Here is a 25,516-nt window from a genome sequence, read left to right as displayed (position 1 = left end):
AAATATAACGCATTCAGCCCGTATTTAAAGGGTTTGGGGGCTTAATGTTAATAAAAAATGAAGGGTGTTTTGCAGGCCTGCTTTTTACCCCTGTTTGACCATCAAACAATTTGCCTTACTTTCGCGTCATCTCCGGCAAATGTTCTATATATCTATTTTGAGATATATAACTGTTATTCGCAAGTTGGCAGGCTATTTGTTTATAACCCTGTGAAAATCAAAGCATAATTAAAGGGAGGGAATAATTCAGATACTGAGCTTTATTCAACCGCTTATCTGAACATTACCGGGACTTTATTGTTTACTCCCTGTAGTTTTTAACCATTTCTATAAAACATTATGAAGAGTATTCTATTGTTTGGTGCCGGAAAATCTGCTACCTGTCTGATAGACTATTTGCTGGCCAACGCTCCGCGACAGAAGTGGCATATCACTGTTGTGGACAATGATCTGATGCTCATTAAATCAAAGATCGGCAAATCCTATTATGCTACACCTGCTGCCATCGACATTAACGATGAACCCGTAAGGCAGTCCCTCATCCAGGAAGCAGACCTCGTTATTTCCCTTTTACCCCCTGCCCTTCACATTGTGATTGCGCGGGATTGCCTCAAATTCTCCCGAAACCTGCTGACCGCCTCTTATATTGACCCTGAGATCCGCAAGCTAGAAAAGGAGATCGAAAAGGCCGGTCTTTTGTTCATGTATGAAATGGGCCTGGACCCTGGGATCGACCACATGTCTGCCATGAAGCTCATCCATTCCATTGAAAAGAAAGGCGGGCAGATCTATTCTTTTAAATCTTATTGTGGCGGCCTCATTTCCCCGGAAAGTAATGATAACCCCTGGTGTTACAAGATCTCCTGGAACTCCCGTAACATAGTACTGGCAGGTACTTCAGGAGCTACTTACCGGGAAAAAGGGAAAGTCAAGGAAATAGAGTACCAGCAGTTATTTGATCAATCCAAAACTGTACAGGTACCAGGGTTGGGAAAACTGGCCTATTACCCTAACCGGGATTCCCTGAACTATGTGGATATCTATGCACTGAGCAATATCCCTACTTTTATGCGGGCCACTTTGCGGTACACAGAATTTACCGAAGGCTGGAATGCACTGGTAAAGCTGGGTTTAACGGATGATACAAAAAAACAACAGACCAATAACATGCCCTATTTCAAATGGGCATCCCAACATATCAAAGTAAATAAGGAACTGACGAATGAAGAAAATATAGCCCAGTTCCTGGGCGTAAGCAGCAAAAGCAAGCTCATCCGCCAGTTGAAATACCTGGGCATTCTGAACGGGGAATTGATTAACTTAGGAGAGCAAACAAATGCAGGCGTATTGCAGCATGTATTGGATGTTCGTTTAAAAATGGAGCCTTCAGATAAAGACATGATCGTAATGCTGCATGAGATAGAGTTCGAGCGCAGGCATATGGGTACCAAACTGCACAGTTACATGATCGTTCAGGGAGAAGATAATCTCCGTACCGCCATGGCTAAAACGGTTGGGCTGCCATTGGGCATTATGGCTAAGCTGGTGCTCTCCGGACAAGTAGAATTAAAAGGATTACATATACCCGTGATGCCGGAGATCTATAATCCCGTGCTCAGGGAACTGGAAGAACATGATATCAGATTCGAAGAGAGTTTTGAATAGAAGAGATTTTTCCTGTGATAAACTCCGTTTGATGATCAAAGTATGGAGCCGCCTGACATCCGGGCGGCTTTTTTTATTGGCAGTTTGCTAAGCGTTTAAGTTCTATTGCGCTTCCGACAGGAGTTTCAGCAACTCCTCCACTCCTTCTGTGGCTGGTTTTTCTATGAGGTGATAACCGGAACCTTTTACGGGCGGGATCTTTTTATCGATAATGTATTTGGGAATGCCGGGTCTCAGATAATCCACCAAACCCGCTGCAGGATATACATTCAGTGAGGTGCCGATCAATACAAACACATCTGCCTGTACTATTTCAAGGATAGCAGGTTCTATCATCGTCACAGCTTCTCCGAACCAAACTACATGCGGGCGGAACTGACTTCCGTCTGCTGCGAGGTCTCCCATTTTGATATCGCCGGTGATGGGAAAAAGTTCCGTTTCGTTGAGCTCGCTGCGCATTTTGGTGATCTCTCCATGCAGGTGTAAAACCCTTGTGGAACCTGCGCGTTCGTGCAGATCGTCTATGTTCTGTGTGATGATGTGTACGTCGTAATGTTCTTCCAGTTTGGCTAAACCGATGTGTGCTGCGTTGGGTTGTGCATTCATCACATCTTTGCGGCGCATGTTATAGAAATCCTGTACGAGCGCAGGATTTTTCTGCCATCCCATAGGAGAAGCTACTTCGTAAATATCATATCCTTCCCACAGGCCATCACTGTCCCTGAAAGTACGGAGACCGCTTTCTGCGCTGATACCAGCGCCTGTGAGTACTATGAGTTTAGGTTTGCTCACATGCCTGCCATTTCGAGTACTTTCTTAAATTCCTCTTCTTTCACTGCACCCACAGATAACCTGCTGAGGCGTATCAGGTCCATATTCTGCAAGCTTTCTTCCTCTTTCATCTGCGCGAGGGAGACGGGCTTTTTTAATTTCTTTACAGGGGCCAGGTCTACTGAAAGCCAGGCGGGATCAGGGGTTGTAGGGTCCTGGTAATGTTCTTTCACTACTTTGGCGATGCCTACAATTTCAAGGCCTTCGTTGCTATGGTACCATAACACCTGGTCTCCTTTTTTCATGGCGCGCAGGTTGTTGCGTGCAGCATAATTGCGTACGCCGTCCCACAATGTTTTGCCGTCTTTTACAAATTGATCCCAGGAGTACTTAGATGGTTCGGATTTCACTAACCAGTATTGCATTCGGACGAGTGTTATATTGATAATAACTGATCACCAGCCACTGGCCAGTACATCAGCGATATGCATGACTTTGATATTATGCCCATGTTTGCGGATGTAACCATCCAGGTGCATGAGGCAGCTGAGGTCTGTTGAGATCAGGTAATCTGCTCCGCTGTCTATAGCATTGAGCACTTTCTGCTCTCCCATTCCCATGGAGATGGGTTTGTATTTCACGGCAAAAGTACCACCGAAACCACAACATACTTCACAATCGTTCATTTCTTTCAGTTCGAGGCCTTTCACGTTTTCGAGTAACTGGCGGGGACCTGCTTTGATGCCACATTCGCGCAATGCGCCACAGGCATCGTGATAAGTGCCGATGCCTTCCAGGGTAGCGCCAACGTTCTTTACGTTCAGCACGTTTGTGAGGAACTCGGTGAATTCGAAGAGGTTCTTTCTGAGCAGTTTTACATCGTTGTGCGCGGCAGAGTTGTCGAACAGCTGGCCATAATAGTTACGGACGAAACCTGTGCAGGACCCGCTGGGTGCAACTATGTAATCGTATGTATGGAAATCTTTCAGGAATTTAGTGGCAACGGAGCGGCATTCGTTCTGGTAACCTGCATTGAAAGCGGGTTGGCCACAGCAGGTCTGGTCTGTATTGTAACTTACATTACATCCCAGTTTTTCCAGCACTTTCACCATATTAAAAGCCGTTTCAGGAAATAGCTGGTCTACGAAGCATGGTATGAATAGCTGTACGTTCATTGTCAGTATCAGATTGCGTGTAATTCCTTAAAAGTACTCTTTTGCGCTTAAATCCTGGCCAGCTGCCTCTGGAAGCTGATCATTTTCAGGGCGGTAAGCGCAGCTTCCTCTCCCTTATGACCATGGGCACCACCGAGACGGTCTTTGGCCTGTTCGATGTTATCCACAGTGAGTATACCAAATATAACAGGTACGGGGAGTTCAAGGTTGAGTTGCAGGATACCGTCTGTTACGGCTTTACAAACGTAATCAAAGTGAGGGGTCTCTCCTCTTATCACACAGCCAAAGGCTATGATAGCGGAGGGTTGTGAACCGGTACCCTTTGTTTGTTCCCAGATCTGCCTGCAGGCAAAGGGTAATTCAAAGGCGCCAGGTACCACGGCTTTGGTGAACTTTGTCTTGTATTGGTCCAGTGAGCGTTCGCAGCCCGCTACCAGCTCATTTACAATAAAGTCGTTCCATTCCGTATATGCAATAACAACACTGGCACCCTCCAGGTGAAGAATGCCAGCGTCGTTGAGTAAGGTCTGATTATATATAGACATTTCCCGAAGTTATTTCACCACTCCCAGTCTGGCCAGGTATTTCTCAATCTCACGGCCTTCGTTCGTCTGTGGGTATTTTTGTTTGATCTGTTCGTATACCGCAATAGCGTCCTGCGGTTTGTTTGCTTTTTCCAGCGCCAGGCCTGCACGCAGCAGGTAGATGGGGGAAGTGAGCATGTTGTCAGCAGCGCCTGCTTTCTTATAATAAGAAACGGCATCGTCTGTTTTATTCAGTTCCATGTAAGCATCCCCGATCAGCCCGTTTGCAAGGGATTGGATCACGAGATCACTGCTGGAAAAGGCTTTCAGCTGATCGATACCTTTCTGGTAATCGCCCAGTTTCACATAACAAACGCCTGCGCTGTATTTAGCGAGGTTGCCTGCTTTTGTTCCGCCATATTTGTCTATCACCTGCAGGAAACCGTAGGTGTTACCGTCTCCGTTGAGTGCCAGCTTGAAAGAATCCCCGGCAAAGAAGTTCTGTGCACCGAAGATGGCTTCCTGTGCTTTCTTTTCGTTGGGCGCTTTTACAAAACGATTGTAACCAAAGAAACCTCCGATGATCACCACTACGGCGAGTAAGCCGATGTTGATCACATTTTTGTTCCTGGTGTAGAAGTCCTGTGCCCTGTCTGCCGTGTGCTGCAGATCAAAGTCCTGGTTCTTAGCGGCTGGTGCCGGTTGTTTGGTGTTTGTTTTATTATCTGACATGTGTTGCTCTAATATATTAGATAGTGGTAATAGGGTTCCGTATTAGTCTACGATGAATGGATAATCCTGCTGGATATATACATCCTTCAGCAATTCGTCGTCAGAAGGCCATGGGCTTTCTTCAGCGAAGTTAACGGAATCTTCCACTTTATTCTTTACGCGCTCAGTGATGGCTTCGAGTTCAGCATCAGTGATCCATTTATTGTCCTGCAGTGTTTTGAGCACAACAGTCAGGGGATCCCTGTCCTTATACTCTTCTACCTCTTCTTTGGTGCGGTATTTAGCGGGGTCACTCATAGAGTGGCCGCGGTAACGGTAAGTTTTGATCTCCAGCAGGGTTGGTCCGCCACCTTCACGGGCACGTTTAATAGCCCTGTCCACTCCTTCGTGTACCGCTTCGCAGCTCATTCCGTCGATGGAATCAGCAGGCATTTCATAAGCGTCTGCCAGTTTATAGATATCCAGTACATTGGAAGTACGTTCTACAGAAGTACCCATTGCATAGTGGTTGTTCTCGCAGATGAACACTACGGGAAGTTTCCACAGCATGGCCATGTTAAAGGTTTCATGCAGCATACCCTGGCGGGCAGCACCATCACCAAAGAAGCAAAGTACAGCGTTATCCGTACCCAGGTATTGCTCAGCAAAAGCCAAACCAGCACCTGTACCTATCTGCGCACCTACGATCCCGTGACCGCCAAAGAAACCGAGTTCTTTATCGAAAAAGTGCATAGAGCCACCTTTACCTTTGGAACAACCTGTTGCTTTACCATACAGTTCCGCCATGCAGGCCTCAGGAGAAATACCTTTAGCGATTGCCAGGGCGTGATCACGATAAGCCGTAATGAATTTATCACCGGGTTTGGTAGCTGTCATGGCTCCGGCAGCGATCGCTTCCTGGCCAATGTAAAGGTGACAGAATCCACGGATCTTTTGCATACCGTAAAGTTGCCCGGCTTTTTCTTCAAAGCGGCGCAGTAACAGCATCAATTCGTACCAGTATAGATAGGTCTCTTTGGAGAATTTCGTTTTCACGTCTGTTAAAGTTTGCACTATTTCTAAATTTGTTCGCAAATATAACAGGAAAATCTGCAAATTCAAGCAATTTTGCGGAACGAAGTAGGAAGGCAGGCGGAGACGCGCAATATATTGTACTTCTACCTGTTAAAAATATTACTTGATTATATTAATTATATACCACAAGCTTGTTATCTGTTTCTAAAATAGCACTTACCCAATTTAAGAATTACTCCCACCGGGTATTCCACTTTTCCAGGAGGATTGTGGGCATCACCGGGCATAATGGTTCCGGCAAGACCAATCTGCTGGATGCCATATATTATCTCTGTTTCACCAAAAGCTATTTCAGTACGGCTGAAAACCAGAATGTGCAGTATACCACCAATGGTTTCCGGCTGGAAGCTCATTTTGTAAGGCATTCGCGGGACGAGAAGATTGTTTGTACGGTAAAGGAAGGGAAAAAGGAGATTGCACTGAATGAGGAAAGTTATGAGAAGTTCTCCCGCCATATTGGTCAGTTCCCGGCTGTGATGATTGCACCGGACGATGCAGAGATCATTCTCGGGGGAAGTGAAGACCGCCGCCGCTGGCTGGATAGTTTGCTTTCCCAGTTACAACCTGGCTACCTGGACCACCTGATCGCTTATCATAAGGTACTGCAACAACGGAACAGCCTCCTTAAATCACTGGCCCCCTCCCCTGACGCTTTGCTGGATGTGTTTGATGAACAACTGGTACAACATGGGGTGCCGATCTTCGAAGCCCGGAAGTTTTTCCTCCAGACCTTCATCGGACAGGTACAGCAGAAATATGATTACCTGGCAGGGCGTCATGAAGTAGTGGCTTTCCGGTATCAAAGCCAGCTCCTGGAGCGGGACCTGTTTGAATTGCTGGCCATTAACCGCCTGCGGGACAAACAAATGCAAAGGACCACACAGGGCATCCACCGGGACGATCTGTTGTTCCTGCTGGATGAACATCCCATGAAAACCAGTGCTTCCCAGGGCCAGCGCAAGAGTTTCCTCTTTGCCCTGAAACTGGCACAGTACGAAGCCATCCGGGAGCATAAACAGTTCCCTCCTATCCTTTTGCTGGATGATGTGTTCGAAAAGCTGGACCAGGAAAGGGTTTCCAGGCTCATCCAACTGGTGCAGGGGCCTGGTTACGGACAGGTGTTCATTACAGATACACACGGAGAACGGCTATTACAGGCATTCTCCGGCAATCCGGAAATGATCCAGCTGATCAATATGCAGGAATCACTTCCTTAGCAGACCGCCGATCAGCGAGATCAGGAACAATACCACGAAGATAAAGAAGAGGATACGCGCGATAGAAACAGCGCCAGCGGCGATCCCGCCGAATCCAAATACTGCAGCCACAATGGCGATGATCAGGAAAATAACTGCCCAGCGTAACATAATGTATGGTTTTATAAGTAGAGTTTACAATTATCATTCCACGTTCAACGATTACAAATTGTGTACGTCATTTGTTTAATCCTTCTGAGTTTTATTCCTGCTAGTTTTGCCCAAATTTTTATACAATGGCTGACAGGCAGAAGTGGGCGTTATCGTTCATCTTCATCACTTTACTGATCGATTTTACCGGGTTTGGCATTATTTCCCCCGTTGTTCCCAAACTAATTGAAACCCTTACCGGTGGCGATATTAGTGATGCTGCCCAATACGGTGGCTGGCTTACTTTTTCCTATGCCATTATACAATTTGTGTGTGCGCCTATCCTCGGAGGGCTGAGTGACCGTTACGGAAGGAGGCCCGTGCTCCTGCTTTCCATGTTTGGTATGGGCGTGGATTACCTTTTCCTGGCTTTTGCGCCTTCTATCTTCTGGTTATTTGTGGGAAGGATCATATTGGGATTCACCGGAGCCAGTATCACAGCGGCTTCCGCCTATATTGCAGATATCAGTACCCCTGAAAAACGGGCTCAGAACTTTGGCCTGCTGGGGATGGCTTTGGGGATAGGATTTACGCTGGGCCCCTCTATCGGAGGATTTGCCAGTAAGCTCTGGGGTGTTCATGCACCTTTCCTGATAACGGCGGGTATGTCTTTATTAAATGCGCTGTATGGTTATTTCATTCTGCCGGAATCCCTTAAAAGAGAGAACAGGCGGGCTTTTGAATGGAAACGTTCCAACCCGGTTGGTACTTTAAAGCAATTGAAGAACTATCAGAAGATCTATTCCCTGCTGGGCGCAGTTTTCCTGATCTATACTGCTGTTCATGCCATTCAAAGCAACTGGACGTTCTATAACATGTATAAATTCAACTGGGAAGAGGATATGGTGGGGCTTTCGCTTTCCCTTTCAGGGATCCTGCTGGCCATTGTGCAAGGTGGGCTGATCAGGATCGTTCTGCCGAAACTCGGCTACCATAGGGCAGTTTACATTGGTTTACTGATCTATACCACCAGCTTTTTGCTGTTTGGCCTGGCCACGGCCGGATGGATGATGTTTGCTATCCTGGTATTATATAGTATGGGCGGGGTCTTTGGGCCATCGCTGCAAGGTATTATGAGTAACCAGGTATCTTCTTCTGAACAGGGGGAATTACAGGGCGCTATGACCAGCCTGATCAGTTTGAGTAATATTATCGGGCCTTTGGTGATGACAGGGGTGTTTCACTTCTTTACGAAGAAGGATACGGTTTTCCGTTTCCCGGGAGCGCCATTCTTCCTGGCTTCTATTATGACTTCTATTGCTGCTGTGCTGGCTATCAGGGCATTCAGGAAAACTACTGCTGTTGCTGAGACTTCCGCTGTTAAGGAGGAAAGCATTCGGGAGGAACTACTTCCGCAGTAACCTGAAAGCGTGGTCCCAGCTGCCTTCCCGGAATCCGATAGCACACCAGATCACCGCTAGCCCTTCCAGGTAACGGCTCATTTCGATGTTGCCGATGTCTGCAATGTCTTTCCAGCCTAATTGACGGAGGATCTCGCTGACTGCTTTTTTGGCCAGGTTATCGTTTCCTGCAATGAGCATGGTGGGATCTCCTTCCTGGAACTGAGGGTTGATCATCAGGAGGTTGCCTACGGTGTTGAGGGCTTTTACTACATGGGCATCGGGTAACCAGGCCTGTACCTGTTCTCCTCCGGAATTGCTATTGCCGGGGGCCAGTCCAAGCCTCCCGGATTTATCAGGCCCTTTGCCATCCAGGGGATTGGTGATATCAATAATTATCTTCTTTTTAAAATTCCATACACCGGCTTGCTCGATCACGTTCTGCGTACCACTCCAATTTGTACAAAGAAAGATCACATCTCCATAGGCGGCTGTTTCAGCGAAGGTACCAACACTGCCACCAGGGCTGTTTTCCATCATCCATTGCTGTAGTTTTTCCTGTTTGGGATGCCGTGTTCCGATCATAACGGAGTGGCCTAAACGTACCAGCCCCTGGCCTATGGTAGTACCTACCACGCCAGAACCAATGATGCCTGCCTTCATACTGCATGAATTTAGTATTGAAAGTTAAGCATTTATTGCAGGTAACTGAGGAACTTTTGCATGCCCTGCCGCTTTGCAGGCGTTAAACGGTAACTGATGTTCTGGGTATAATAAGTGGTGAGGTCGTAATCCGGACTGCCGTTCTCTGATACTACCATCGGGAGATTGTTGAGCCCGATCTGGTTGGCATCGTTGAACTGCTGGATGAATTCCACAGGCAGCGGGCGGTTGCTGATCCAGGCTGCGAACACAAAAGGCAGGCTGGTGAAGCGGACCCAGGCTTCGCCGAGATCATATATATAAGGGGAAACGAGGCGTTGTCTGAGGGCACGGTCTCCAATTACGAGCCCGGCGTCGGTTCCTTTGATCAGGTCCTGGTAATCTCCGGTGGTTTCCACAAATTCCACGTTCAGTTTCCAGTGTTCCTGTACCAAAACCTTCAGAAGGGCTACAGAAGTACGGCTTTGATAGTCGAGGTAAATGCGTTTGATCTCCTGCAGGGGTACTTCGCTGAAAAGGCAAACAGAGGCAACAGGGCCTTCCGCACCAATGCAGAAATCTGCGATGATATGGTATTCTTTCAATTTTGGAATAATTGCCACCGGCACCAGGGCCAGATCTACTTCTCCATCAATCAGCTGGCGGGCTATCTTAGCCGGATAATCCATTGTCAGCTCCATGGAGCGTAACACTTTATGATCCCTGAAACCATATAATAAAGGTTTCGTATTCAAATAACTAACTGCCGCTACTTTTACTTTCCGTTCCAATTTCCGTAATTTTGAGCCTGCAAAAATAAAGTAATTCCTGCAAACTAAATGCTGGGGCTATATTGACTGGTTAATTAAAATATGATGCAATTACAAGCTTTAACTGCTATTTCCCCGGTAGACGGGCGTTACAGAGGACAACTGGAAGAACTGGCTCCCTATTTTTCCGAGTTTGCGTTGATACGCTACCGTGTACAGGTAGAGGTAGAATATTTCATAGCCCTGGCGGACCAGAAGCTTTTTACACTGCCAAAAGCCAAGATCCCTGCTTTAAGGAACATCTATCAATCTTTTACCATTGAAAACGCTCAACTGGTAAAGGATACAGAGAAGATCACCAACCACGACGTTAAAGCGGTGGAATATTTCCTGAAGAACGAACTGAAAGCCCTTGGCCTGGAAGATAAACTGGAGTGGATCCACTTCGGGCTTACTTCCCAGGATGTGAATAACACCGCTACTCCCCTGCTCTGGAAGGAAGCAGTAGAGCATGTTTACCTGCCTGCCATCTCCAACCTGATCATTCACCTGAAGAAACTGGCAAAGGAATGGAAAGCCGTTCCGATGCTGGCCAGAACACATGGTCAACCCGCATCTCCTACCCGTTTGGGCAAAGAGATACTCGTGTTTGTGGAAAGGCTCGAAGGCCAGATCAAATTATTAGGCCAGATACCTTTTGCAGCTAAATTTGGTGGTGCAACGGGGAATTTCAATGCGCACCATGTGGCTTTCCCTTCCATCAACTGGGAGAAGTTCGGCAATAAGTTTGTAAATGGGGTATTGGGCCTGCAAAGGATGCAATACACCACGCAGATTGAACATTACGATAACCTCTCTGCGCAATTTGATACTTTAAAACGTGTGAACAATATCCTCGTGGATTTTGCGCGTGATGTGTGGACGTATATCTCCATGGATTACTTCAAACAGAAGATCAAAAAGAACGAAGTGGGTTCTTCTGCGATGCCGCATAAAGTGAACCCCATCGACTTTGAAAATGCGGAAGGAAACCTTGGCCTGGCGAATGCTTTGTTTGAACACTTAAGTGCTAAACTTCCTATCTCCCGCTTGCAGCGCGACCTCACGGATTCCACTGTACTCCGCAATGTTGGTGTGCCAATGGCGCATACCATACTGGCTGTTAAATCCCTCGAAAAAGGTTTGGGCAAACTGATCCTCAACGCGGCGAAATTGCAGGCTGACCTGGAGAATAACTGGGCAGTTGTTGCCGAGGCGATACAAACTGTTTTGCGCCGTGAAAATTATCCGCAGCCTTACGAAGCGTTGAAAGAATTAACGCGTAACGGTGAGCAGATCACGCAGAAAACAATGCTTAAATTCATTGATGGCCTGAAGATCAGTGCTACCCTGAAGAAAGAGCTGAAAGCGATCACCCCTCATAATTATACCGGTATCCATTGAGCCTGATCATCCTGTTTGACGGTGTTTGTAAATTCTGCAACGGCAGTGTGAACTTTGTGATCAGGCATGATAAGCACAACCGGTTTAAGTTTGCTCCTTTGCAGTCTGCTGCGGGGCAGGACCTGCTGCAACAACATGGGCTGAAGAATAACATGGATTCCTTTGTGCTGATAGATAACGATAAGGCCTATACGCGGAGTACGGCGGTGTTGCGAGTGCTTCGGCACCTGGGTTTTCCTTATTATCTGTTATATGCAGGAATAGTGATCCCGGTTGGTTTGCGGAACTTATTATATAGCTGGTTCGCGAAGAACAGGTATAGGTGGTTTGGGAAGAAGGACCAATGTATGGTGCCGGATGAAAAGGTGAGGAAGAAGTTTTTGTAGAGAAGGGGTGCATCAAATTACTTTTGGTACGGCCCTTCTTTTTTATTGAAATAGATTAAACCTTGCCCCTAAATTGAAATAATGGTATTCCATTTTTACTTTTCCCCGGTCGGGTACCTCAAAGCTGTAATACGGGATGGATAAATCAATAATGGCATTAAGATACAAGGGTATTCTCTTAAAAGGCCTTATTTCCAGCCCTTCATTGAATCCGGTAAATAGTCTTGCTTTTGACCAAGCTTCACCTTTATTAATATATTTATTTTCAAAATGCACATTGGCCCACATAGCAGAAAGCCCAAATGAAATCCCAATCCTGGCCCTTGTCCAAATATATTTAAAACGTATGGCCATTTGTGCAGGAATATTGACCTTATTGACAGTTGAATTGCGTGATATCGGAATTCCGATCGAAAATTCCCCATCCATAAGACTCATTTCTCCCGTTCCGTCTTCTTCTTGCAGAGGTAATAAATTAAATCCGAGGCCCAATCTTGTTTCTCTATGATCAATGGTGCCTATATCAGGAGGACCATTTTCTCTAAAAGAAAAACTACTAGTCTGGTAACTCAAATGCAGGGATAAAAACGAATAAGCCAAATGCCTTACAGTAATTTTCTCTGAATTGCTACTAAGATTCCCCTCTCCGGATACTCCCACAGAATATACTTCCTCTACGGTTTTATTCCGGGGGGTCTGAAAATAAAGCTTAAACCCCAGGGGCATTCTTTGAGCCACAACTGTTGTGTCCATAGCATCCCGCTGGAATATCTGGTCAATGTTACGCTTCAATCTTCTTTTTCCAAACGGAAGGGGCGAAAAGTATTCAACCACCAGTGCTAGCGTGTCCTTCCTTAATCGTTCATTTATTAGATATGGCGTGCTGATGACGCGAGATGAACAAAAAATTTCAAGGGTTCCTGAAATGTTTTTCTTTTTTTCCCATAAATAATTCACGTATGCTGTTTTCACTGTTTTATATGGGATATGTATAATTGGTCTTTGACGGATAATGAAATCTACGGAATCTACCGCTGAATAATCAATACCATCAAATACCTGAAGAAATACCCGGTAGGAACCCACTCTATTGGCAACAAAGCTGCATCTTCCGTTAATATCAGTAAGTACTTCCTGATAGATATCTTCATCAGGGCCAAGGCGTTCTTCCCCGATCCAGGAATACTTTAATTTCCCTCCTACAGGGTCCAGGTCCCGACTGAAACCTCCATTAAGTGTTATTGTATCATTCAGTGCAACATAATATTTGGCACGTCTGTCAGATCCATACATTATAAATGCCAGGGGAGATTGATTAGTAGCAGGAAACTCTTCGCTGATCATCTTTTTGACTTCCAGGTTAAGGATATCCTTATAATTGGAATTATTGATGTCCACTATGAAACTGGTAAAATAAACTGGTTTAACAATATCATTTTGGGGAAATTGACCGGAAGTACCTTTCGTAAAAGCTTTTGAATTATAGAGGTAAAATTGATATTCCAAAACATTATCGATCCTGTTTATATAAATGCGAAGGAATAGATCGTGGGCTTCTAACTGATCCGCCACTTTTTTAAGGTAAATCTTTGCATTATTTGATACAGGATAGCTTCTGTTGGAAAGACGTTGAATGATTTCCCTTAACACTTCATCTGATTTAATGGAAGCATTAATTTCATTGAGATTGGTAACAGTTGAAAAAACAGGGGTACCTTCTATGGATAATTCCCGCAGGAATTTTTCTATAAGTGGTACCAGGAATTTTTGATCATTGGTGTAGATCAAAATACTTTTGCCGTTTTCCTGAGCAAAAGATGGTATAGTTAATGTGGCTATCAGCAGCACACAGCCTATTATTCGAAACATTTGGCAATTTTTTGGGCAATAACAGATGTGTTGTTCTTTACTATTTCATTGATCTTTTCCTGGATCCTATCAGATACGTAGCTTGAGTCGTTGCCAGCGTGAAATGTGCCTTCTATTGGAAAACCCAGATTTGCATGACAGCCTGTGGCTGGAATCCTGAATTCCAATGTGCCGCCTGGATAATAATAGAGACCATTGTCTAACTTTTTTATTTCATTGGTCTGCTTCACTTCAATGCGCAAGGTGGAATTGTACGCGTATAAAAGGCCGGTATGTGATTGTATAAGATTTCTCAGTCCTTTATGCGGGATATTTATACCAAATGTTTTCGCTGGTGGTGGCGGAGTATTATCTTCCCGAAATTCGACATCGCCAAGTATTAGGTCGTGGCTTTTTCCAGGCTGCAGCAAAGCCTTGATATCCTCATGTGTTGAATATTTTAGAACACCATCGAGTGTAGCCTTAAGATAGATCACTGCTTTATCTGCCGGAAGCTCTACATTTTCAATATAAAAATTACCATTCATGTCGGTCTCAGAACGCTGTAATGGGCTTGCATTTCCAAGACTAATGGTATATTGGGTAAGTACGGTTTTCCTGCCATCTTTTTTCAAAATAGCAGTTCCCTGTATGGTATAAAATGATCCCTTTTCGACCTGCTGCTTTTCTGATGGCCAATATATTTTAAACAGTATGAAGCCTGTCCCTGCCAACGCCAGTAAAAACAGTATTTTCTGAAGCCATTTTGGAAACAATTTGAGTAGATCACTGAAAAGGCTATAGGGATTATCAGGTGCTTTTTCGGGCACTTTTTCAGGTATATTTTCAGGCATGCTGTCGAATTTAAATAATTAAATATCATGGCGATTGTGATCCAGTCCATTCATCTATAGCACATGATAGTCTATGGAGCATCTCCAGCACAAACAAGTTCACCAGGAAAAAATCAGAACTTAATAATGGTCAATTCAGAGGATTGGAGTTAAAGTTGCGCAAACATCGCAAAGCAATACTAAACTAAAGGAACCTTTTTAGATTTCCAAATTTTGGCGTGTTGTATTGGCTTAGATTTACAGATAAAGAGGGCACCCAATAGTTAGGCACCCTCTTTATTAATGGATTAGTAATTCACAGGGATATGATCTATGTATAGTTAGTTTTGAATCACGTTTGTATCTCCATGGAGCAGATGTTTCCTGCTACGTCATACACTAAGACCTTCAATAACCCGCCGGGTTGTTTGTTTTCGTACTCCCACTGTTCATTTTTAAATACGGCGAAGTGCTCTCCCACTTTTACTTTCTCTATACGGTGTTTCCCTTTTGTTTTGACGATGATCTTTTGGTCTTGTTTGGAGACCTCCACTTCCGGTTTATGATAAGCATCCTGAAAAGCTGCGTTGAAAGCACTTTGGCCGGGTTTGGCTATTGATTTGTAGTATGCTTTTTTCGCCGGGTCTTTAATGGCTGCTTTTGCGAAGTTGTTGGCTTTTTTGAAACGCTCCTGGTTGGCCAGTTGGTTGGCGGTTTTAGGTGGATATGGCTTGGGCATCTTGCACATAACGGTTTTTCCATTCCGCTGGCGCAGGACGAATTCGTTTGCGAAAGTTCCGCTTGCCCCGCGGAGTATTACACTTCTGGATATTGCCATAACAACACTAAGGTAGATATTATATTTTACTATCACAAACTTATTTTTAACCTGATTTAAGCCTATGTCAAGCCTATTTAAGTAATCTGAGTGAGCTTTGAATGAGCATGGAGGGTGCTGCCGGGGATGGGGAATTGGATTTTTTTGAATTGGGATGCTTTATGGAATACCAGCTTCCGGTTGATTTTTTAAGGGTGAATAGGTACTGGTTTGAGTTTTAGAAGCCTTTCTGGCATACCTTTGCGGACCTTCGGGAATTCCGGAGGCTTTTTTATATGACCACCTGTTCTGCTTTTCGTCCTTTTCAAACATCACTTCCTGTACATCAGCTGGCGGAAGGGCTTGCGTTTTCGCTGGATAATGCCCTCCACCCTCTCAGCCTCCTCGCTGTCAGCGAGTTGCAGTTGCAATTACAGCACCAGGAGGAATGGACGGGGAAGATGTTTGGGGTGTTGGTGGTAAGAACGGAAACGGGGGAACTGGGTTACCTGTCCGCTTTTTCCGGGAAACTGGCGGGGGAGAACCACCATGCAGGATTTGTACCACCTGTGTTTGACGGGCTGGTGGAAGGCGGGTTTGTAAATGAAGGAATGACGAGGCTAACAAAGATCAACGAGGAGATCAATTCTCCCGGAACGGACGAGGAACAGGTGCGGTTGTTGAAAATACAGCGGAAGGACCATTCTGTTTCTTTACAGCACAGGATCTTTGAACAGTATCATTTTTTAAATAAGTTAGGAGAATCTAAAAGCCTGATTGAACTGTTTGGTTATAAGACCCCTCCTGCGGGTGCCGGAGAATGCGCCGGGCCGAAGCTTTTGCAATACGCTTTTCAACATAAGATGGAGCCATTGGCATTGGCAGAGTTTTGGTGGGGAGCCCCCACCCGGTCTGATCACTGGAAACATGGGGAGTTTTATGCGCCATGCCGGGAGAAATGTTCTTCTATATTAGCGCATATGCTGAGCTAAGTGATATCACATCTTTTTAAAATACCCTTTTTCTATGGTAGCATCACCAAAGCCCAGATCCAAGTTGGTGAATCCCAGCTTTTCAATCATTAGTTCCTGTAGTTTTCGTTGATATAAAAAAGGTTCATGGCATGTATAACCGTATTCCGGATCTATATAAACCAGCCATCCTCCTTCCTCTTTATCCAGCCTATATGTTACTGCATATTCCCATTTCAGTTCCTTTCGTTCCGGCGAGCCAAAATTAATGATTGCTTTACCGTTTCTGTTGAACAGCTGTCTTTTAACTTCTCCGTTATAGATAAGCGAGTAGGAATAAGACTCACTGGCATCATACTCTTCAAAGGCAAAGACAAAGTCAGGGTTTGAAAAATAGTCCAGGTATTTTTTTATGGTGGATGTTTCCTGGCTTTTGAAAAATTCCCCGGCAAAGCCTGAATTACAGAGTACGATCAGGTCTTTGGTCTTTACGGCAAATACACTGTCCGGGCGTCTGATATCGAAGAAGTCACCATTGTGATCTTCAAAGGATCCTCCAAAGAGCTCCTTCACTACTTTTTTCAATTGGAATTTTTCGGAGTTGACTTTGAAAGCAACACCTGCGCCATTTGTGCCCATAGTCTAATATAAAGCAAAAAGGACTGATCTTCAAGATCAGCCCTTTTTGCTTTATATCTGTTAACAGATTACTTTTTAGGTGCAGCAGCAGGTTCAACAGCTGGTGCGGGAGCCGGAGCTTCAGCAGGTTTAACATCCACCAGTTCTACGTTGAAAACGAGAACGCTGTTGCTCTTGATGGTTTGACCCTGGCCTTGTAAACCGTAAGCCAATGCAGACGGGATTACGATAGTAGCTTTAGAACCTTTTTTCAGTTGAGCGAGTGCATCGTCCCATCCTGGAATAACACGGCCCTGACCAACAGGGAAGGTCAATGGTTCTAATGGCATACCCGGGCGGATAGTGGAATCAGTGTTAGAATCAAACACAGTACCATCCAGCAGTTTGCCAGTATAGTTTACAGAAACCACATCTCCGTTCTTAGGTTGTTCGCCGGTACCTTCCTGGGTTACAGCGATATAAACACCTTTAGGGGATTTTACGGTTTTCAGTTTATTCTTATCGATATACTCCTTAATAGCTACTTCGTCTTTAGCAGTTTGCTTAGCTGAAGAATAGATACCTTCCACGATGAAATGAACATTCATTTTGTCGCCTGGTTTTGCGAATGGCGGTCTTTGTTCTGCTGGCATAGAATCGATCGGCAGAACGAAGATTGCGCTGTCTCCTTCAGACAGTTGAGCGAAACCGTCCATCAGATCCCACTTAATAGTAGATTTCTGAACGATCATAGGGATAGCGTTAGGAGATTGGTCCCTTGATTTCATCAAAAGGGAATCATTCAGGTAAGAGGCAAAGTATACCAGGATGGTATCACCTACTTTCAGTTTGTCTCCTTTACCTTCTTTCGCAACGGTATATTCGATACCGCTCGGTGTTTTTCTCGGGCCGCTTTTACCACAACTTGCCAGCAGCAAGCCCAGTGAAGCAAAAAGTAACAGGTTGTTCTTTTTCATTTGATTGTATTAAGTGAGTCTATTGCAATATATCTTCATTTTCATGCATGGCTTTCAGAAAGCGCTGCACTGTTCTTTCGAGCGAATCGGTGCTTCTGCCACCGGATGCATGAAAATGACCACCTCCTTCGAAATATTTACGGGCGAAAGTGTTCACGTCAAAATTACCTTTTGAACGGAAAGAGAGCTTTACTTCTGAATTCCGGTCGATAATCAGAGCCGCTAATTTAATGCCTTGGATGGACAAAAGGAAATTTACCAGGCCTTCTGTGTCTCCGGTTTGCAGATCGAACCTTTTCAGATCGCTGTAAGGGATGGCCATGATGGCTGTATTGGCCTCGTAATAGACTTCCATGCGGTTCAGCAGGCTGTGGCCGATGAATCGGAGCCTGTTTTCCAGGAAGTTATCATATATGGCCTGGTGGATGAGTTCGTGTTCGAGGCCTCTTTCCAGCAGATCGGCCACCATGCGGTGAACACGGGCTGAGGTACTGGCAAAACGGAAAGAGCCGGTATCCGTCATGGTGCCTGCGTAGATGCATTGGGCGATGTCATTATCTATATAATGCTCATCTCCAAGGCGATAGATGATCTCGTAGACCAGTTGAGCAGTGGAAGCGGCGGTGGTATCGCTGATACCGTAGTCGAAATCCGGCTGGGGTTCCAGGTGGTGGTCTATGAGGACTTTTACGCATTGGAGCTTTTCCAGGTAGGGCTCCATGGTTTTGGTGCGGCTCATGGTATTGAAATCCAGGCAGAAAAGGAGCTCCACTCCTTCCAGGGCCTTGATGGATTTTTCCTGAGCTGACTCAAAATCGAGGACGGTATCGCTACCGGGCATCCATTTGAGGAAATCAGGGAAATTAGTAGGCGATATCACCGTTACGTCGTGGCCTTTGCGGCGGAGGTAGTGGCACATCGCTAATGACGAGCCCATTGCGTCTGCGTCGGGCTTCTGGTGCATGGTGACCACCACTTTCTTGGGGCTTTCCAGTAACGGTTTAATTTCCTCGATTGGCTTCATTCCAAAAAAACGCTAGAATTTTAATTAACAAGCTGTTATAAATAGCCTGTTTTCGTTCAGGCAAATGAAGTGCGAAGTTCTTCATTTGAGCCAGTATTTCAAAATTTTTTACTGCTAAACAAAAACTGTTTACTTTTGCGCGCGAACCCCCTTTTACATTAAATCTGAAAAAACGACTAATTCACAATATGAGTAACAGAACATTTACCATGATCAAGCCGGATGCCGTTGAAAACGGACATATCGGCGGTATCCTTGATAAGATCTGCGCGGCAGGTTTCAGGATCGTAGCAATGAAGCAAACGAAACTTTCTGCTGAGAAAGCGGGTGAGTTTTATGCAGTACACAAAGAGAGACCTTTTTATGGTGAGTTGGTTGAATTCATGAGTAGCGGGCATATTGTTGCTGCTATCCTGGAGAAGAGCAATGCCGTTGAGGATTTCCGTAAACTGATCGGGGCAACAAATCCTGCTCAGGCTGAAGAAGGTACTATCCGTAAGATCTATGCTGAGTCTATTGGCAGAAATGCGGTGCATGGGTCTGATTCTGACGAGAATGCTGAGATTGAAGGGAACTTCTTCTTCAGTGGGTTGGAGAAATTCTAGTTTGAAAGATAACTTTGTTGAAGAAGCTCCGGTGGGATTCCATCGGGGCTTTTTTTATGCTGCGGGCTTATTAGAAGATAAAAAAAGAGGGTGTATCCGTTCAATTGATACACCCTCTTTTATTTTATGCATCCAGCTCTACCACCAGATCGTCCTGCTGGACCATGGTGCCTTCGCGGAGATGGATTGTTTTTACTTTTGAGTCGCGTGTAGCCGTTACGGTAGTTTCCATCTTCATGGCTTCGATGATGAAGAGTGGTGTGTTGGCGCTGATGCTATCTCCTGCTTTTACGAGCAGTTTGGAGAGCTTACCTTGTAATGGTGCGCCTACTTCTATTTCCGGGTTAGCTACTTTTTTGTTTACGGGTACTTCGCTTTTTACGGCTTTATCCCTGATCTGCACACGGCGGGTGTAACCATTCAGTTCAAATACCACGGTGCGCATGCCGCTTTCGTCTGCTGGCAATACATACACGAGCTTTACGATGATGGTTTTGCCTTTTCCCAAGGTGATGAGGATCTCTTCACCGAGGCGCAGTCCGTAGAAGAATGCAGGTGTTGGGATGGCTTCCACATTACCATATACCTGTGCATGTTCATAGTATTCTTCGAATACTTTCGGGAACATGTGGTAGCTGAGGTAATCGAGGAATTCAGCCAGCGGGTATTTGAGCTGGAAAGCCGCGAAGTCACTGTCGAAATCAACGGGAGGTAAATGGCCGTTGGGTTTTCCGGTGAGGGCCTTCTGCCCTTTCAGTACGATCTTTTGAAGTTTCTCGGGGAATCCGCCATAAGGGAAACCTATTTCACCTTTGAAGAAACCCTGTACGGAGGCAGGGAATGCCAGGTTGCGGGTTTCGTCCAATACTTCTTCCGCTGTGAGGTTGTTGGAGGTCATGAACAGGGCCATGTCCCCTACTACTTTAGAGCTGGGTGTTACTTTTACGATGTCGCCGAAGAGCTGGTTCACCACGGCATAGTTATGCTTGATGGTTTCCAGTTTATCTCCAAGACCCAGTGATTCAGCCTGCTGGCGGAGGTTGGAGTACTGACCACCAGGGATCTCGTTCTCATATACCTGGGCCGTTCCGGCTTTCATATCTGATTCAAAAGGATAATAATATTCGCGTACATCTTCCCAGTAATTGCTGTATTCATTGAGGGAATGCAGGTTCATGTACTGGCTGCGCTCATGCCCTTCCAGGATAGCGGCCATGGAATTGAGATTGGGCTGGGAAGTAAGACCACTGAGAGAGGCAATAGCGCAATCAACCACGTTCACACCAGCTTCGATGGCTTTCAGGTAGGAAGCAGCCTGAACAGATGCGGTATCATGTGTATGCAGTACGATAGGGAGTTTTACAGCATCTCTCAATGCACCTACCAGTACGGTTGCGGCCTGGGGTTTCAGCAATCCTGCCATGTCTTTGATGCAGAGCATGTGTGCGCCTGCATCTTCCAAACGTTTAGCGAGGGTGATGTAATAATCCAGGGTATACTTCTTATTGTCTTTATTCAGCAGATCGCCGGTGTAGCTGATAGCTGCCTGTGCGAGGGATTTGGTATTGTTGCGCACGAAGCCGATGCTCGGCGTCATGGCATCAATATCATTGAGGGAATCGAATATGCGGAAGATATCGATACCGTTCTCTGCTGCTTTTTCGATGAACTTAGCGATGAGGTTTTCCGGATAGGCGGAATAACCTACTGCGTTAGAGCCACGGAACAGCATTTGCAGCAGTACATTGGGCATGGCCTGCCTTAAGTTCTGTAGTCTGCGCCATGGATCTTCGTGCAGGAAACGCATGGCTACATCAAAGGTTGCACCGCCCCATACTTCCATAGAAAAGATCTGCGGGTTGTTGCGGGCATATCCTTCTGCTACAGCTAATATGTCTTTAGAACGTACGCGGGTGGCGAGAAGGCTTTGGTGGGCATCCCTGTAAGTAGTATCTGTAAAGTAAACAGGTTTTTCGTTGCGCAGCCATTGTGAGAACTGCTCGCGGCCCAGTTCTTCCAGTTTGTTGCGGGAGCCTTTTGGAACAGGCGCCAGCGGATCGAAAGAAGGAATGGTGGGTACGCGGAAACGTTTATTGTCGTTCTTTCCTTTTACATCAACATGCCCGTTCACGGTAACGTCTGCCAGGTACATGAGGGTTTTGGTAGCCCTGTCCCTGATCGGCGAGAGTTTAAACAGTTCGGGATGTTTGTCGATAAAGCTAACGGTACAGTTGCCTTTGCGGAAAGTGTCGTGTGTGATCACGTTTTCCAGGAAGCGGATATTGGTTTTTACCCCGCGGATCCTGAATTCCTTCAATGTACGGTGTAAACGGCCGGCGGCACCTGAAAGGGTACGGCCTGAAGCGGTTACTTTCACCAGCATGGAATCAAAGAAGGGGGAGATCTTTACGCCGGAGTACGCACTACCTTCATCCAAACGGATACCGAAGCCACCTGCGTTGCGGTAAGCGATCACTGTTCCATAGTCTGGAGTGAAGTTGTTTTCCGGGTCCTCTGTTGTAACGCGGCACTGGATGGCGAAACCATTCAGCTTCACGTCTTCCTGGTTTTTCAGGAAGATCTCGGGATCGGATAAGTGATGTCCTTTAGCGATCAGGATCTGGGAACGTACGATGTCGATACCTGTTACTTCTTCTGTAACGGTATGTTCCACCTGGATGCGGGGGTTCACTTCGATGAAGTAAACTTTGTTCTGGCGGTCTACCAGGAACTCTACCGTACCTACGTTATTATAATTTACGGCGCGGGCCAGGGCTAACGCGTATCCGTAGATCTCTTCTCTTGTTTCCTGGGGCAGATTGGGTGATGGAGCAATTTCTACCACCTTCTGGAAACGGCGTTGTACAGAGCAATCCCTTTCATAGAGGTGAACGATGTTGCCATGGTTGTCTCCCATGAGCTGCACCTCGATGTGTTTGGGTTCTTCAATGAACTTTTCAATGAAGATGGTGTCGTTACCGAAAGCTTTTCCGGCTTCGCTCCTGGCTTCTGAGAAAGCTTTTTCCAGCTGATCTGCTGCATGTACAACACGCATACCACGGCCGCCGCCGCCGAAAGCTGCTTTTAAGATGATGGGGAAACCAATACGGGCGGCTTCCTTTTTCACGGTAGCCAGGTCGTTCAGTTCTGCTTCACTGTCTTCGATCAGGGGTACTCCTACTCTTCTGGCAAGGGTCTTAGCGGCAACTTTGTCGCCCAGCTGGTCCATTACAGAAGGATCGGGGCCTACGAAAATGATCCCTTCTTCTTTACATCTGCGGGCAAACTGAACGTTTTCACTGAGGAAACCGTAACCGGGGTGAATCGCATCTACCTCCTGGGTTTTGGCCAGGTGGATGATGGCTTCAATGTCCAGGTAAGGTTTGAGTGGTTCATCGTCTTTTCCGATCTGATAGGCCTCGTCCGCCTTATAGCGGTGTAGCGAGTAGCGGTCTTCATATGTGAAGATGGCTACGGTCCTGATCCGTAATTCCGATGCTGCTCTTAAGATCCGTACCGCGATCTCTCCGCGGTTTGCTACTAACAGCTTTTGTATTTTCTTTAGCGATGAATCCGACATAACTGTGGTTGAAATGAAGCTTCAATATAACATTATTGCTAAAATTCAGCGGGCATAAAAGTAGTAAAAGAATCAGGTTTTTTATTCGTTTATTTCTAAAATTAAGAGGATTTTAATTAATTTTCTTTAACCGATTTCGATTGGCGAGCCATTTTGTACAAAAAAAAGCGGCATTCATCATATTATATTTATTCTGTACTTTTAGGGTATGTGGGAATCCAACATTAAGGGCTTTTCTATTTATTTGAAAACGGAACGGTACCTGGAGAAGAATACGATCGAGGCTTACGTGCGGGATATACAACGGTTGACAGAATACCTGGTGGCAGTGAACAAGCCGGTATCACCCGGGAGCATTACGCTGGATGACCTTCAGGCCTGTGCCCAATGGATTGCTTCTTTGGGGATGACGCCTGCTTCCCAGGCGAGGATCATTTCGGGGATCAAAGCTTTTTTCAGGTTCATGCTGAGCCAGGATATGATCAGGGAAGATCCTACGCAGTTACTGGAAGCGCCCAAAACACGCCGCAAGCTTCCTGACTTTTTAAGTTTTAATGAGATAGAAAGTATGATCAGCCAGATAGACCTCAGCAAACCTGAGGGCCACCGTAATAAGGCTATCCTGGAAATCATGTACAGTTGTGGATTACGGGTCAGTGAGGTGGTGTCTCTGAAGATCTCTCAACTTCATTTTGAAGAGGAGTATATCCGGGTAATAGGAAAGGGTGATAAAGAGCGGCTGATACCGATCGGGGAATCTGCCATTAAGTATATCCGGTTATATTATAATGAAACGAGAAAAGGGATGCTGCCTAAAAAGGGCCAGGAAGATATCCTTTTCCTGAACCGGAGGGGCAGTGCGCTCAGCCGGGTGATGATCTTCCTTATTATAAAGGAACTGGCCGCCCGGGCAGATATTCATAAAACCATCTCGCCACATACCTTCCGCCATTCATTTGCCACACATCTTGTAGAAAACGGGGCTGATCTGAGGGCGGTACAGGCGATGCTGGGGCATGAAAGCATCACTACTACCGAGATCTACACGCATTTAGACAGGCAGTACCTCCGCGACACGCTCCAGCATTACCATCCAGGTTTTTAATGTCTTAAGCTATAGGGAAGAAAAAAACAGCTACCGTTGGAGGCTTGGCTGAGGGTAGGTAGCTGTTTTGTAGATATTGGGGCTTCCAACATTGGGCGAAGACCTACATGACGTAGAGGTCTTTATAATGACTTTTTGTTTTGGTATTACTGATAAAATCATTGAACCAACCGGTAAGCCTTGCTGCTTTCTTTTCACTTCCCGGAGGTTTAATGAAAAGATTCAATTTTGTACAAGGTGGTATATGCCGCCGCTCAGGCTGTAAGGCCATATCTTTACTTTCACTCCAGATCAGCTGGTTCTGGTCATACACCTTAAAATAAACATCAGGTCCCTGGTTATAACCTGTTTTATCGTCCTTTATAATATACAGCAACCTGCTGCCACTAATGTCCTTTCTTGAAAAGTTCAGTTTATACCTGCCACATTCATTGCTCAGGCACCAGCCCAGCAATTTATCGTTGTGTGCGTTATAAGCTTCGACTCTATAAGTACCGAGCCCTTCGTAGGTCTCGTTGTGTTTCACCATTCCAGTGATCACCCAGGCTCCAAAATCTTCGCGGATCCTGCTCCACATGTCAGAAGGTACCACGTAGGCGAAGGCTGCGAGGTACTTCTCTTTAGATCTTTTCCAGTGCGGCACAAAGGTGCTCAGGTGGTACTGGATCCAGTCCTGTTGGCCGCTGCTCTGTTTGCCGGGTACGCTGTTAAGACAAATATCCATTTCCAGCGGTTCGGTGAACAGGTGAAGGTCTTCCCAGCCAAGGCTGAAATTTCCTCTTTCATCCAGTTTCGATTCGGCCAACAGGCGTTCTGCTTTGGCTTGCACATCCCTTTCAGACAGCTGCCGGAGATCTTTAAAAATGCCGCGCGCCAGGTCTTCACTGTTGTATTCAGCAACCGGTAAATAGATCCGGATCCGCGCGTTTGCTAAGGGTTCAATACATTCTTCACTGATCAACGCAGAGATGTTTCCAATTAATAGATAACTCATAGCGACGACATTTTGGTTCTTCAATTTTGGGGGTAACCAGTTTTCGTTTGCTGGTTTCAGGGTAACCAGCCGACCCTCTGCATACTAACGAAACAAACATTGGTAGAAAGGCCCGAGTGCGTGTAAAATTTTTGGAATTAACACGGTTTCAACAACCCTCCTTTTTGCCCTTTTCACGCTACAAAGTTTGAAAAGAATAGTATTGCAGTCAAGCGT

The 25,516-nt window shown here is 45.8% G+C and carries 25 protein-coding genes; 8 read left to right on the top strand and 17 right to left on the bottom strand.

What is annotated here, in order from left to right:
- Window positions 1–339 precede the first annotated feature (339 nt).
- A complete protein-coding gene (locus BUR42_RS07070; RefSeq protein WP_074238553.1) occupies window positions 340–1,665 on the top strand; it encodes a saccharopine dehydrogenase C-terminal domain-containing protein in 1,326 nt (441 codons plus the stop codon).
- A 102-nt stretch (window positions 1,666–1,767) separates the two neighbouring features.
- Here the strand turns inward: BUR42_RS07070 and BUR42_RS07065 are convergent, their stop codons facing one another.
- The 6 genes from BUR42_RS07065 to pdhA are packed head-to-tail and all read right to left on the bottom strand — an operon-like array spanning window position 1,768 to window position 5,902.
- On the bottom strand, window positions 1,768–2,457 hold the full coding sequence (locus BUR42_RS07065) for an SIR2 family NAD-dependent protein deacylase (RefSeq protein ID WP_074238552.1): 690 nt from the start codon (window positions 2,455–2,457) through the stop codon (window positions 1,768–1,770).
- Window positions 2,454–2,861 carry an EVE domain-containing protein gene (locus BUR42_RS07060; RefSeq protein WP_074238551.1) on the bottom strand — a complete coding sequence of 136 codons (408 nt, stop codon included), beginning with the start codon at window positions 2,859–2,861 and terminating at the stop codon, window positions 2,454–2,456. Before BUR42_RS07060 ends, BUR42_RS07065 begins: the two co-directional genes overlap by 4 nt.
- 30 nt (window positions 2,862–2,891) lie before the next feature.
- Complete coding sequence (locus BUR42_RS07055) at window positions 2,892–3,611, bottom strand: (Fe-S)-binding protein (protein ID WP_074238550.1); 720 nt, start codon at window positions 3,609–3,611, stop codon at window positions 2,892–2,894.
- 47 nt (window positions 3,612–3,658) lie between these two features.
- Window positions 3,659–4,156 (bottom strand): 6,7-dimethyl-8-ribityllumazine synthase, encoded by a 498-nt coding sequence (gene ribH, locus BUR42_RS07050; protein ID WP_074238549.1) that lies wholly within the window; start codon window positions 4,154–4,156, stop codon window positions 3,659–3,661.
- A gap of 9 nt (window positions 4,157–4,165) precedes the next feature.
- A complete protein-coding gene (locus tag BUR42_RS07045; protein WP_074238548.1) occupies window positions 4,166–4,867 on the bottom strand; it encodes a tetratricopeptide repeat protein in 702 nt (233 codons plus the stop codon).
- A 42-nt stretch (window positions 4,868–4,909) separates the two neighbouring features.
- Complete coding sequence (pdhA, locus tag BUR42_RS07040; RefSeq protein ID WP_074240485.1) at window positions 4,910–5,902, bottom strand: pyruvate dehydrogenase (acetyl-transferring) E1 component subunit alpha; 993 nt, start codon at window positions 5,900–5,902, stop codon at window positions 4,910–4,912.
- 170 nt (window positions 5,903–6,072) lie between these two features.
- Here pdhA and recF point away from each other — a divergent pair, with 170 nt between their 5' ends.
- A complete protein-coding gene (recF, locus tag BUR42_RS07035) occupies window positions 6,073–7,158 on the top strand; it encodes a DNA replication/repair protein RecF (protein WP_074238547.1) in 1,086 nt (361 codons plus the stop codon).
- Here recF and BUR42_RS07030 read toward each other — a convergent pair.
- A complete protein-coding gene (locus BUR42_RS07030) occupies window positions 7,147–7,308 on the bottom strand; it encodes a DUF1328 domain-containing protein (protein WP_074238546.1) in 162 nt (53 codons plus the stop codon). The genes recF and BUR42_RS07030 overlap by 12 nt on opposite strands.
- 125 nt (window positions 7,309–7,433) lie before the next feature.
- Here BUR42_RS07030 and BUR42_RS07025 point away from each other — a divergent pair, with 125 nt between their 5' ends.
- Window positions 7,434–8,708 (top strand): TCR/Tet family MFS transporter, encoded by a 1,275-nt coding sequence (locus BUR42_RS07025; RefSeq protein WP_074238545.1) that lies wholly within the window; start codon window positions 7,434–7,436, stop codon window positions 8,706–8,708.
- On the opposite strand, the gene BUR42_RS07020 is transcribed toward BUR42_RS07025, so the two are convergent.
- Together BUR42_RS07020 and BUR42_RS07015 are read right to left on the bottom strand one after the other, a co-directional pair.
- The gene (locus BUR42_RS07020) at window positions 8,694–9,350 is read right to left on the bottom strand and encodes an NADPH-dependent F420 reductase (RefSeq protein WP_074238544.1); all 657 of its coding nucleotides are present in this window, start codon (window positions 9,348–9,350) and stop codon (window positions 8,694–8,696) included. The two genes, BUR42_RS07025 and BUR42_RS07020, sit on opposite strands and share 15 nt — an antisense overlap.
- A gap of 32 nt (window positions 9,351–9,382) precedes the next feature.
- Entirely contained in the window at window positions 9,383–10,120 is a 738-nt protein-coding gene (locus tag BUR42_RS07015; protein WP_074238543.1) for a menaquinone biosynthetic enzyme MqnA/MqnD family protein, read from the bottom strand.
- A gap of 81 nt (window positions 10,121–10,201) precedes the next feature.
- On the opposite strand from BUR42_RS07015, the gene purB reads away from it, so the two are divergent.
- Window positions 10,202–11,542 carry an adenylosuccinate lyase gene (gene purB, locus BUR42_RS07010; protein ID WP_234979621.1) on the top strand — a complete coding sequence of 447 codons (1,341 nt, stop codon included), beginning with the start codon at window positions 10,202–10,204 and terminating at the stop codon, window positions 11,540–11,542.
- On the top strand, window positions 11,539–11,928 hold the full coding sequence (locus BUR42_RS07005; protein WP_074238542.1) for a thiol-disulfide oxidoreductase DCC family protein: 390 nt from the start codon (window positions 11,539–11,541) through the stop codon (window positions 11,926–11,928). The genes purB and BUR42_RS07005 overlap by 4 nt, the downstream gene beginning before the upstream one ends.
- A gap of 42 nt (window positions 11,929–11,970) precedes the next feature.
- Here BUR42_RS07005 and BUR42_RS07000 read toward each other — a convergent pair whose 3' ends face one another.
- The 3 genes from BUR42_RS07000 to BUR42_RS06990 form a co-directional block, all read right to left on the bottom strand.
- Window positions 11,971–13,797: a hypothetical protein gene (locus BUR42_RS07000; protein WP_074238541.1), complete on the bottom strand. Its 1,827-nt coding sequence runs from the start codon at window positions 13,795–13,797 to the stop codon at window positions 11,971–11,973.
- Window positions 13,785–14,630, bottom strand: a complete 846-nt coding sequence (locus tag BUR42_RS06995; RefSeq protein WP_074238540.1) for a hypothetical protein — start codon at window positions 14,628–14,630, stop codon at window positions 13,785–13,787. The genes BUR42_RS07000 and BUR42_RS06995 overlap by 13 nt, the downstream gene beginning before the upstream one ends.
- A gap of 331 nt (window positions 14,631–14,961) precedes the next feature.
- A complete protein-coding gene (locus BUR42_RS06990) occupies window positions 14,962–15,447 on the bottom strand; it encodes a hypothetical protein (protein ID WP_074238539.1) in 486 nt (161 codons plus the stop codon).
- A 275-nt stretch (window positions 15,448–15,722) separates the two neighbouring features.
- On the opposite strand from BUR42_RS06990, the gene BUR42_RS06985 reads away from it, so the two are divergent.
- The gene (locus BUR42_RS06985) at window positions 15,723–16,418 is read left to right on the top strand and encodes a hypothetical protein (RefSeq protein WP_074238538.1); all 696 of its coding nucleotides are present in this window, start codon (window positions 15,723–15,725) and stop codon (window positions 16,416–16,418) included.
- Between the two features lie 6 nt (window positions 16,419–16,424).
- Here the strand turns inward: BUR42_RS06985 and BUR42_RS06980 are convergent, their stop codons facing one another.
- The 3 genes from BUR42_RS06980 to BUR42_RS06970 form a co-directional block, all read right to left on the bottom strand.
- Window positions 16,425–17,036: a hypothetical protein gene (locus BUR42_RS06980; protein WP_074238537.1), complete on the bottom strand. Its 612-nt coding sequence runs from the start codon at window positions 17,034–17,036 to the stop codon at window positions 16,425–16,427.
- A 68-nt stretch (window positions 17,037–17,104) separates the two neighbouring features.
- Window positions 17,105–17,992: an FKBP-type peptidyl-prolyl cis-trans isomerase gene (locus BUR42_RS06975; RefSeq protein ID WP_074238536.1), complete on the bottom strand. Its 888-nt coding sequence runs from the start codon at window positions 17,990–17,992 to the stop codon at window positions 17,105–17,107.
- 19 nt (window positions 17,993–18,011) lie between these two features.
- Entirely contained in the window at window positions 18,012–19,016 is a 1,005-nt protein-coding gene (locus tag BUR42_RS06970) for a DHH family phosphoesterase (RefSeq protein ID WP_074238535.1), read from the bottom strand.
- Between the two features lie 188 nt (window positions 19,017–19,204).
- On the opposite strand from BUR42_RS06970, the gene BUR42_RS06965 reads away from it, so the two are divergent.
- Window positions 19,205–19,621, top strand: coding sequence for a nucleoside-diphosphate kinase (locus BUR42_RS06965; protein WP_074238534.1), 417 nt, complete (start codon window positions 19,205–19,207; stop codon window positions 19,619–19,621).
- Window positions 19,622–19,745: 124 nt separating this feature from the next.
- On the opposite strand, the gene BUR42_RS06960 is transcribed toward BUR42_RS06965, so the two are convergent.
- Window positions 19,746–23,201 (bottom strand): pyruvate carboxylase, encoded by a 3,456-nt coding sequence (locus BUR42_RS06960; protein WP_074238533.1) that lies wholly within the window; start codon window positions 23,199–23,201, stop codon window positions 19,746–19,748.
- Between the two features lie 208 nt (window positions 23,202–23,409).
- On the opposite strand from BUR42_RS06960, the gene xerD reads away from it, so the two are divergent.
- Window positions 23,410–24,306, top strand: coding sequence for a site-specific tyrosine recombinase XerD (gene xerD / locus BUR42_RS06955; RefSeq protein ID WP_074238532.1), 897 nt, complete (start codon window positions 23,410–23,412; stop codon window positions 24,304–24,306).
- Between the two features lie 103 nt (window positions 24,307–24,409).
- Here xerD and BUR42_RS06950 read toward each other — a convergent pair whose 3' ends face one another.
- A complete protein-coding gene (locus BUR42_RS06950) occupies window positions 24,410–25,300 on the bottom strand; it encodes an SAM domain-containing protein (RefSeq protein WP_074238531.1) in 891 nt (296 codons plus the stop codon).
- Between the last annotated feature and the right edge of the window lie 216 nt (window positions 25,301–25,516).

This window comes from Chitinophaga niabensis, from assembly GCF_900129465.1.
Taxonomy (GTDB): Bacteria; Bacteroidota; Bacteroidia; order Chitinophagales; family Chitinophagaceae; genus Chitinophaga; species Chitinophaga niabensis.
Note: the sequence above shows the minus strand (reverse complement) of the source record. Positions and strands in the feature narration are given on the sequence as shown.

Coding starts and splice junctions, on each gene's coding strand:
- BUR42_RS07070 (WP_074238553.1), top strand. CDS start 340: ATGAAGAGTATTCTATTGTTTGGTGCCGGAAAATCTGCTACCTGTCTG.
- BUR42_RS07060 (WP_074238551.1), bottom strand. CDS start 2,861: ATGCAATACTGGTTAGTGAAATCCGAACCATCTAAGTACTCCTGGGAT.
- BUR42_RS07055 (WP_074238550.1), bottom strand. CDS start 3,611: ATGAACGTACAGCTATTCATACCATGCTTCGTAGACCAGCTATTTCCT.
- ribH (WP_074238549.1), bottom strand. CDS start 4,156: ATGTCTATATATAATCAGACCTTACTCAACGACGCTGGCATTCTTCAC.
- BUR42_RS07045 (WP_074238548.1), bottom strand. CDS start 4,867: ATGTCAGATAATAAAACAAACACCAAACAACCGGCACCAGCCGCTAAG.
- BUR42_RS07030 (WP_074238546.1), bottom strand. CDS start 7,308: ATGTTACGCTGGGCAGTTATTTTCCTGATCATCGCCATTGTGGCTGCA.
- BUR42_RS07025 (WP_074238545.1), top strand. CDS start 7,434: ATGGCTGACAGGCAGAAGTGGGCGTTATCGTTCATCTTCATCACTTTA.
- BUR42_RS07020 (WP_074238544.1), bottom strand. CDS start 9,350: ATGAAGGCAGGCATCATTGGTTCTGGCGTGGTAGGTACTACCATAGGC.
- purB (WP_234979621.1), top strand. CDS start 10,202: ATGATGCAATTACAAGCTTTAACTGCTATTTCCCCGGTAGACGGGCGT.
- BUR42_RS07000 (WP_074238541.1), bottom strand. CDS start 13,797: ATGTTTCGAATAATAGGCTGTGTGCTGCTGATAGCCACATTAACTATA.
- BUR42_RS06995 (WP_074238540.1), bottom strand. CDS start 14,630: ATGCCTGAAAATATACCTGAAAAAGTGCCCGAAAAAGCACCTGATAAT.
- BUR42_RS06990 (WP_074238539.1), bottom strand. CDS start 15,447: ATGGCAATATCCAGAAGTGTAATACTCCGCGGGGCAAGCGGAACTTTC.
- BUR42_RS06985 (WP_074238538.1), top strand. CDS start 15,723: ATGACCACCTGTTCTGCTTTTCGTCCTTTTCAAACATCACTTCCTGTA.
- BUR42_RS06980 (WP_074238537.1), bottom strand. CDS start 17,036: ATGGGCACAAATGGCGCAGGTGTTGCTTTCAAAGTCAACTCCGAAAAA.
- BUR42_RS06975 (WP_074238536.1), bottom strand. CDS start 17,992: ATGAAAAAGAACAACCTGTTACTTTTTGCTTCACTGGGCTTGCTGCTG.
- BUR42_RS06970 (WP_074238535.1), bottom strand. CDS start 19,016: ATGAAGCCAATCGAGGAAATTAAACCGTTACTGGAAAGCCCCAAGAAA.
- BUR42_RS06965 (WP_074238534.1), top strand. CDS start 19,205: ATGAGTAACAGAACATTTACCATGATCAAGCCGGATGCCGTTGAAAAC.
- BUR42_RS06960 (WP_074238533.1), bottom strand. CDS start 23,201: ATGTCGGATTCATCGCTAAAGAAAATACAAAAGCTGTTAGTAGCAAAC.
- xerD (WP_074238532.1), top strand. CDS start 23,410: ATGTGGGAATCCAACATTAAGGGCTTTTCTATTTATTTGAAAACGGAA.
- BUR42_RS06950 (WP_074238531.1), bottom strand. CDS start 25,300: ATGAGTTATCTATTAATTGGAAACATCTCTGCGTTGATCAGTGAAGAA.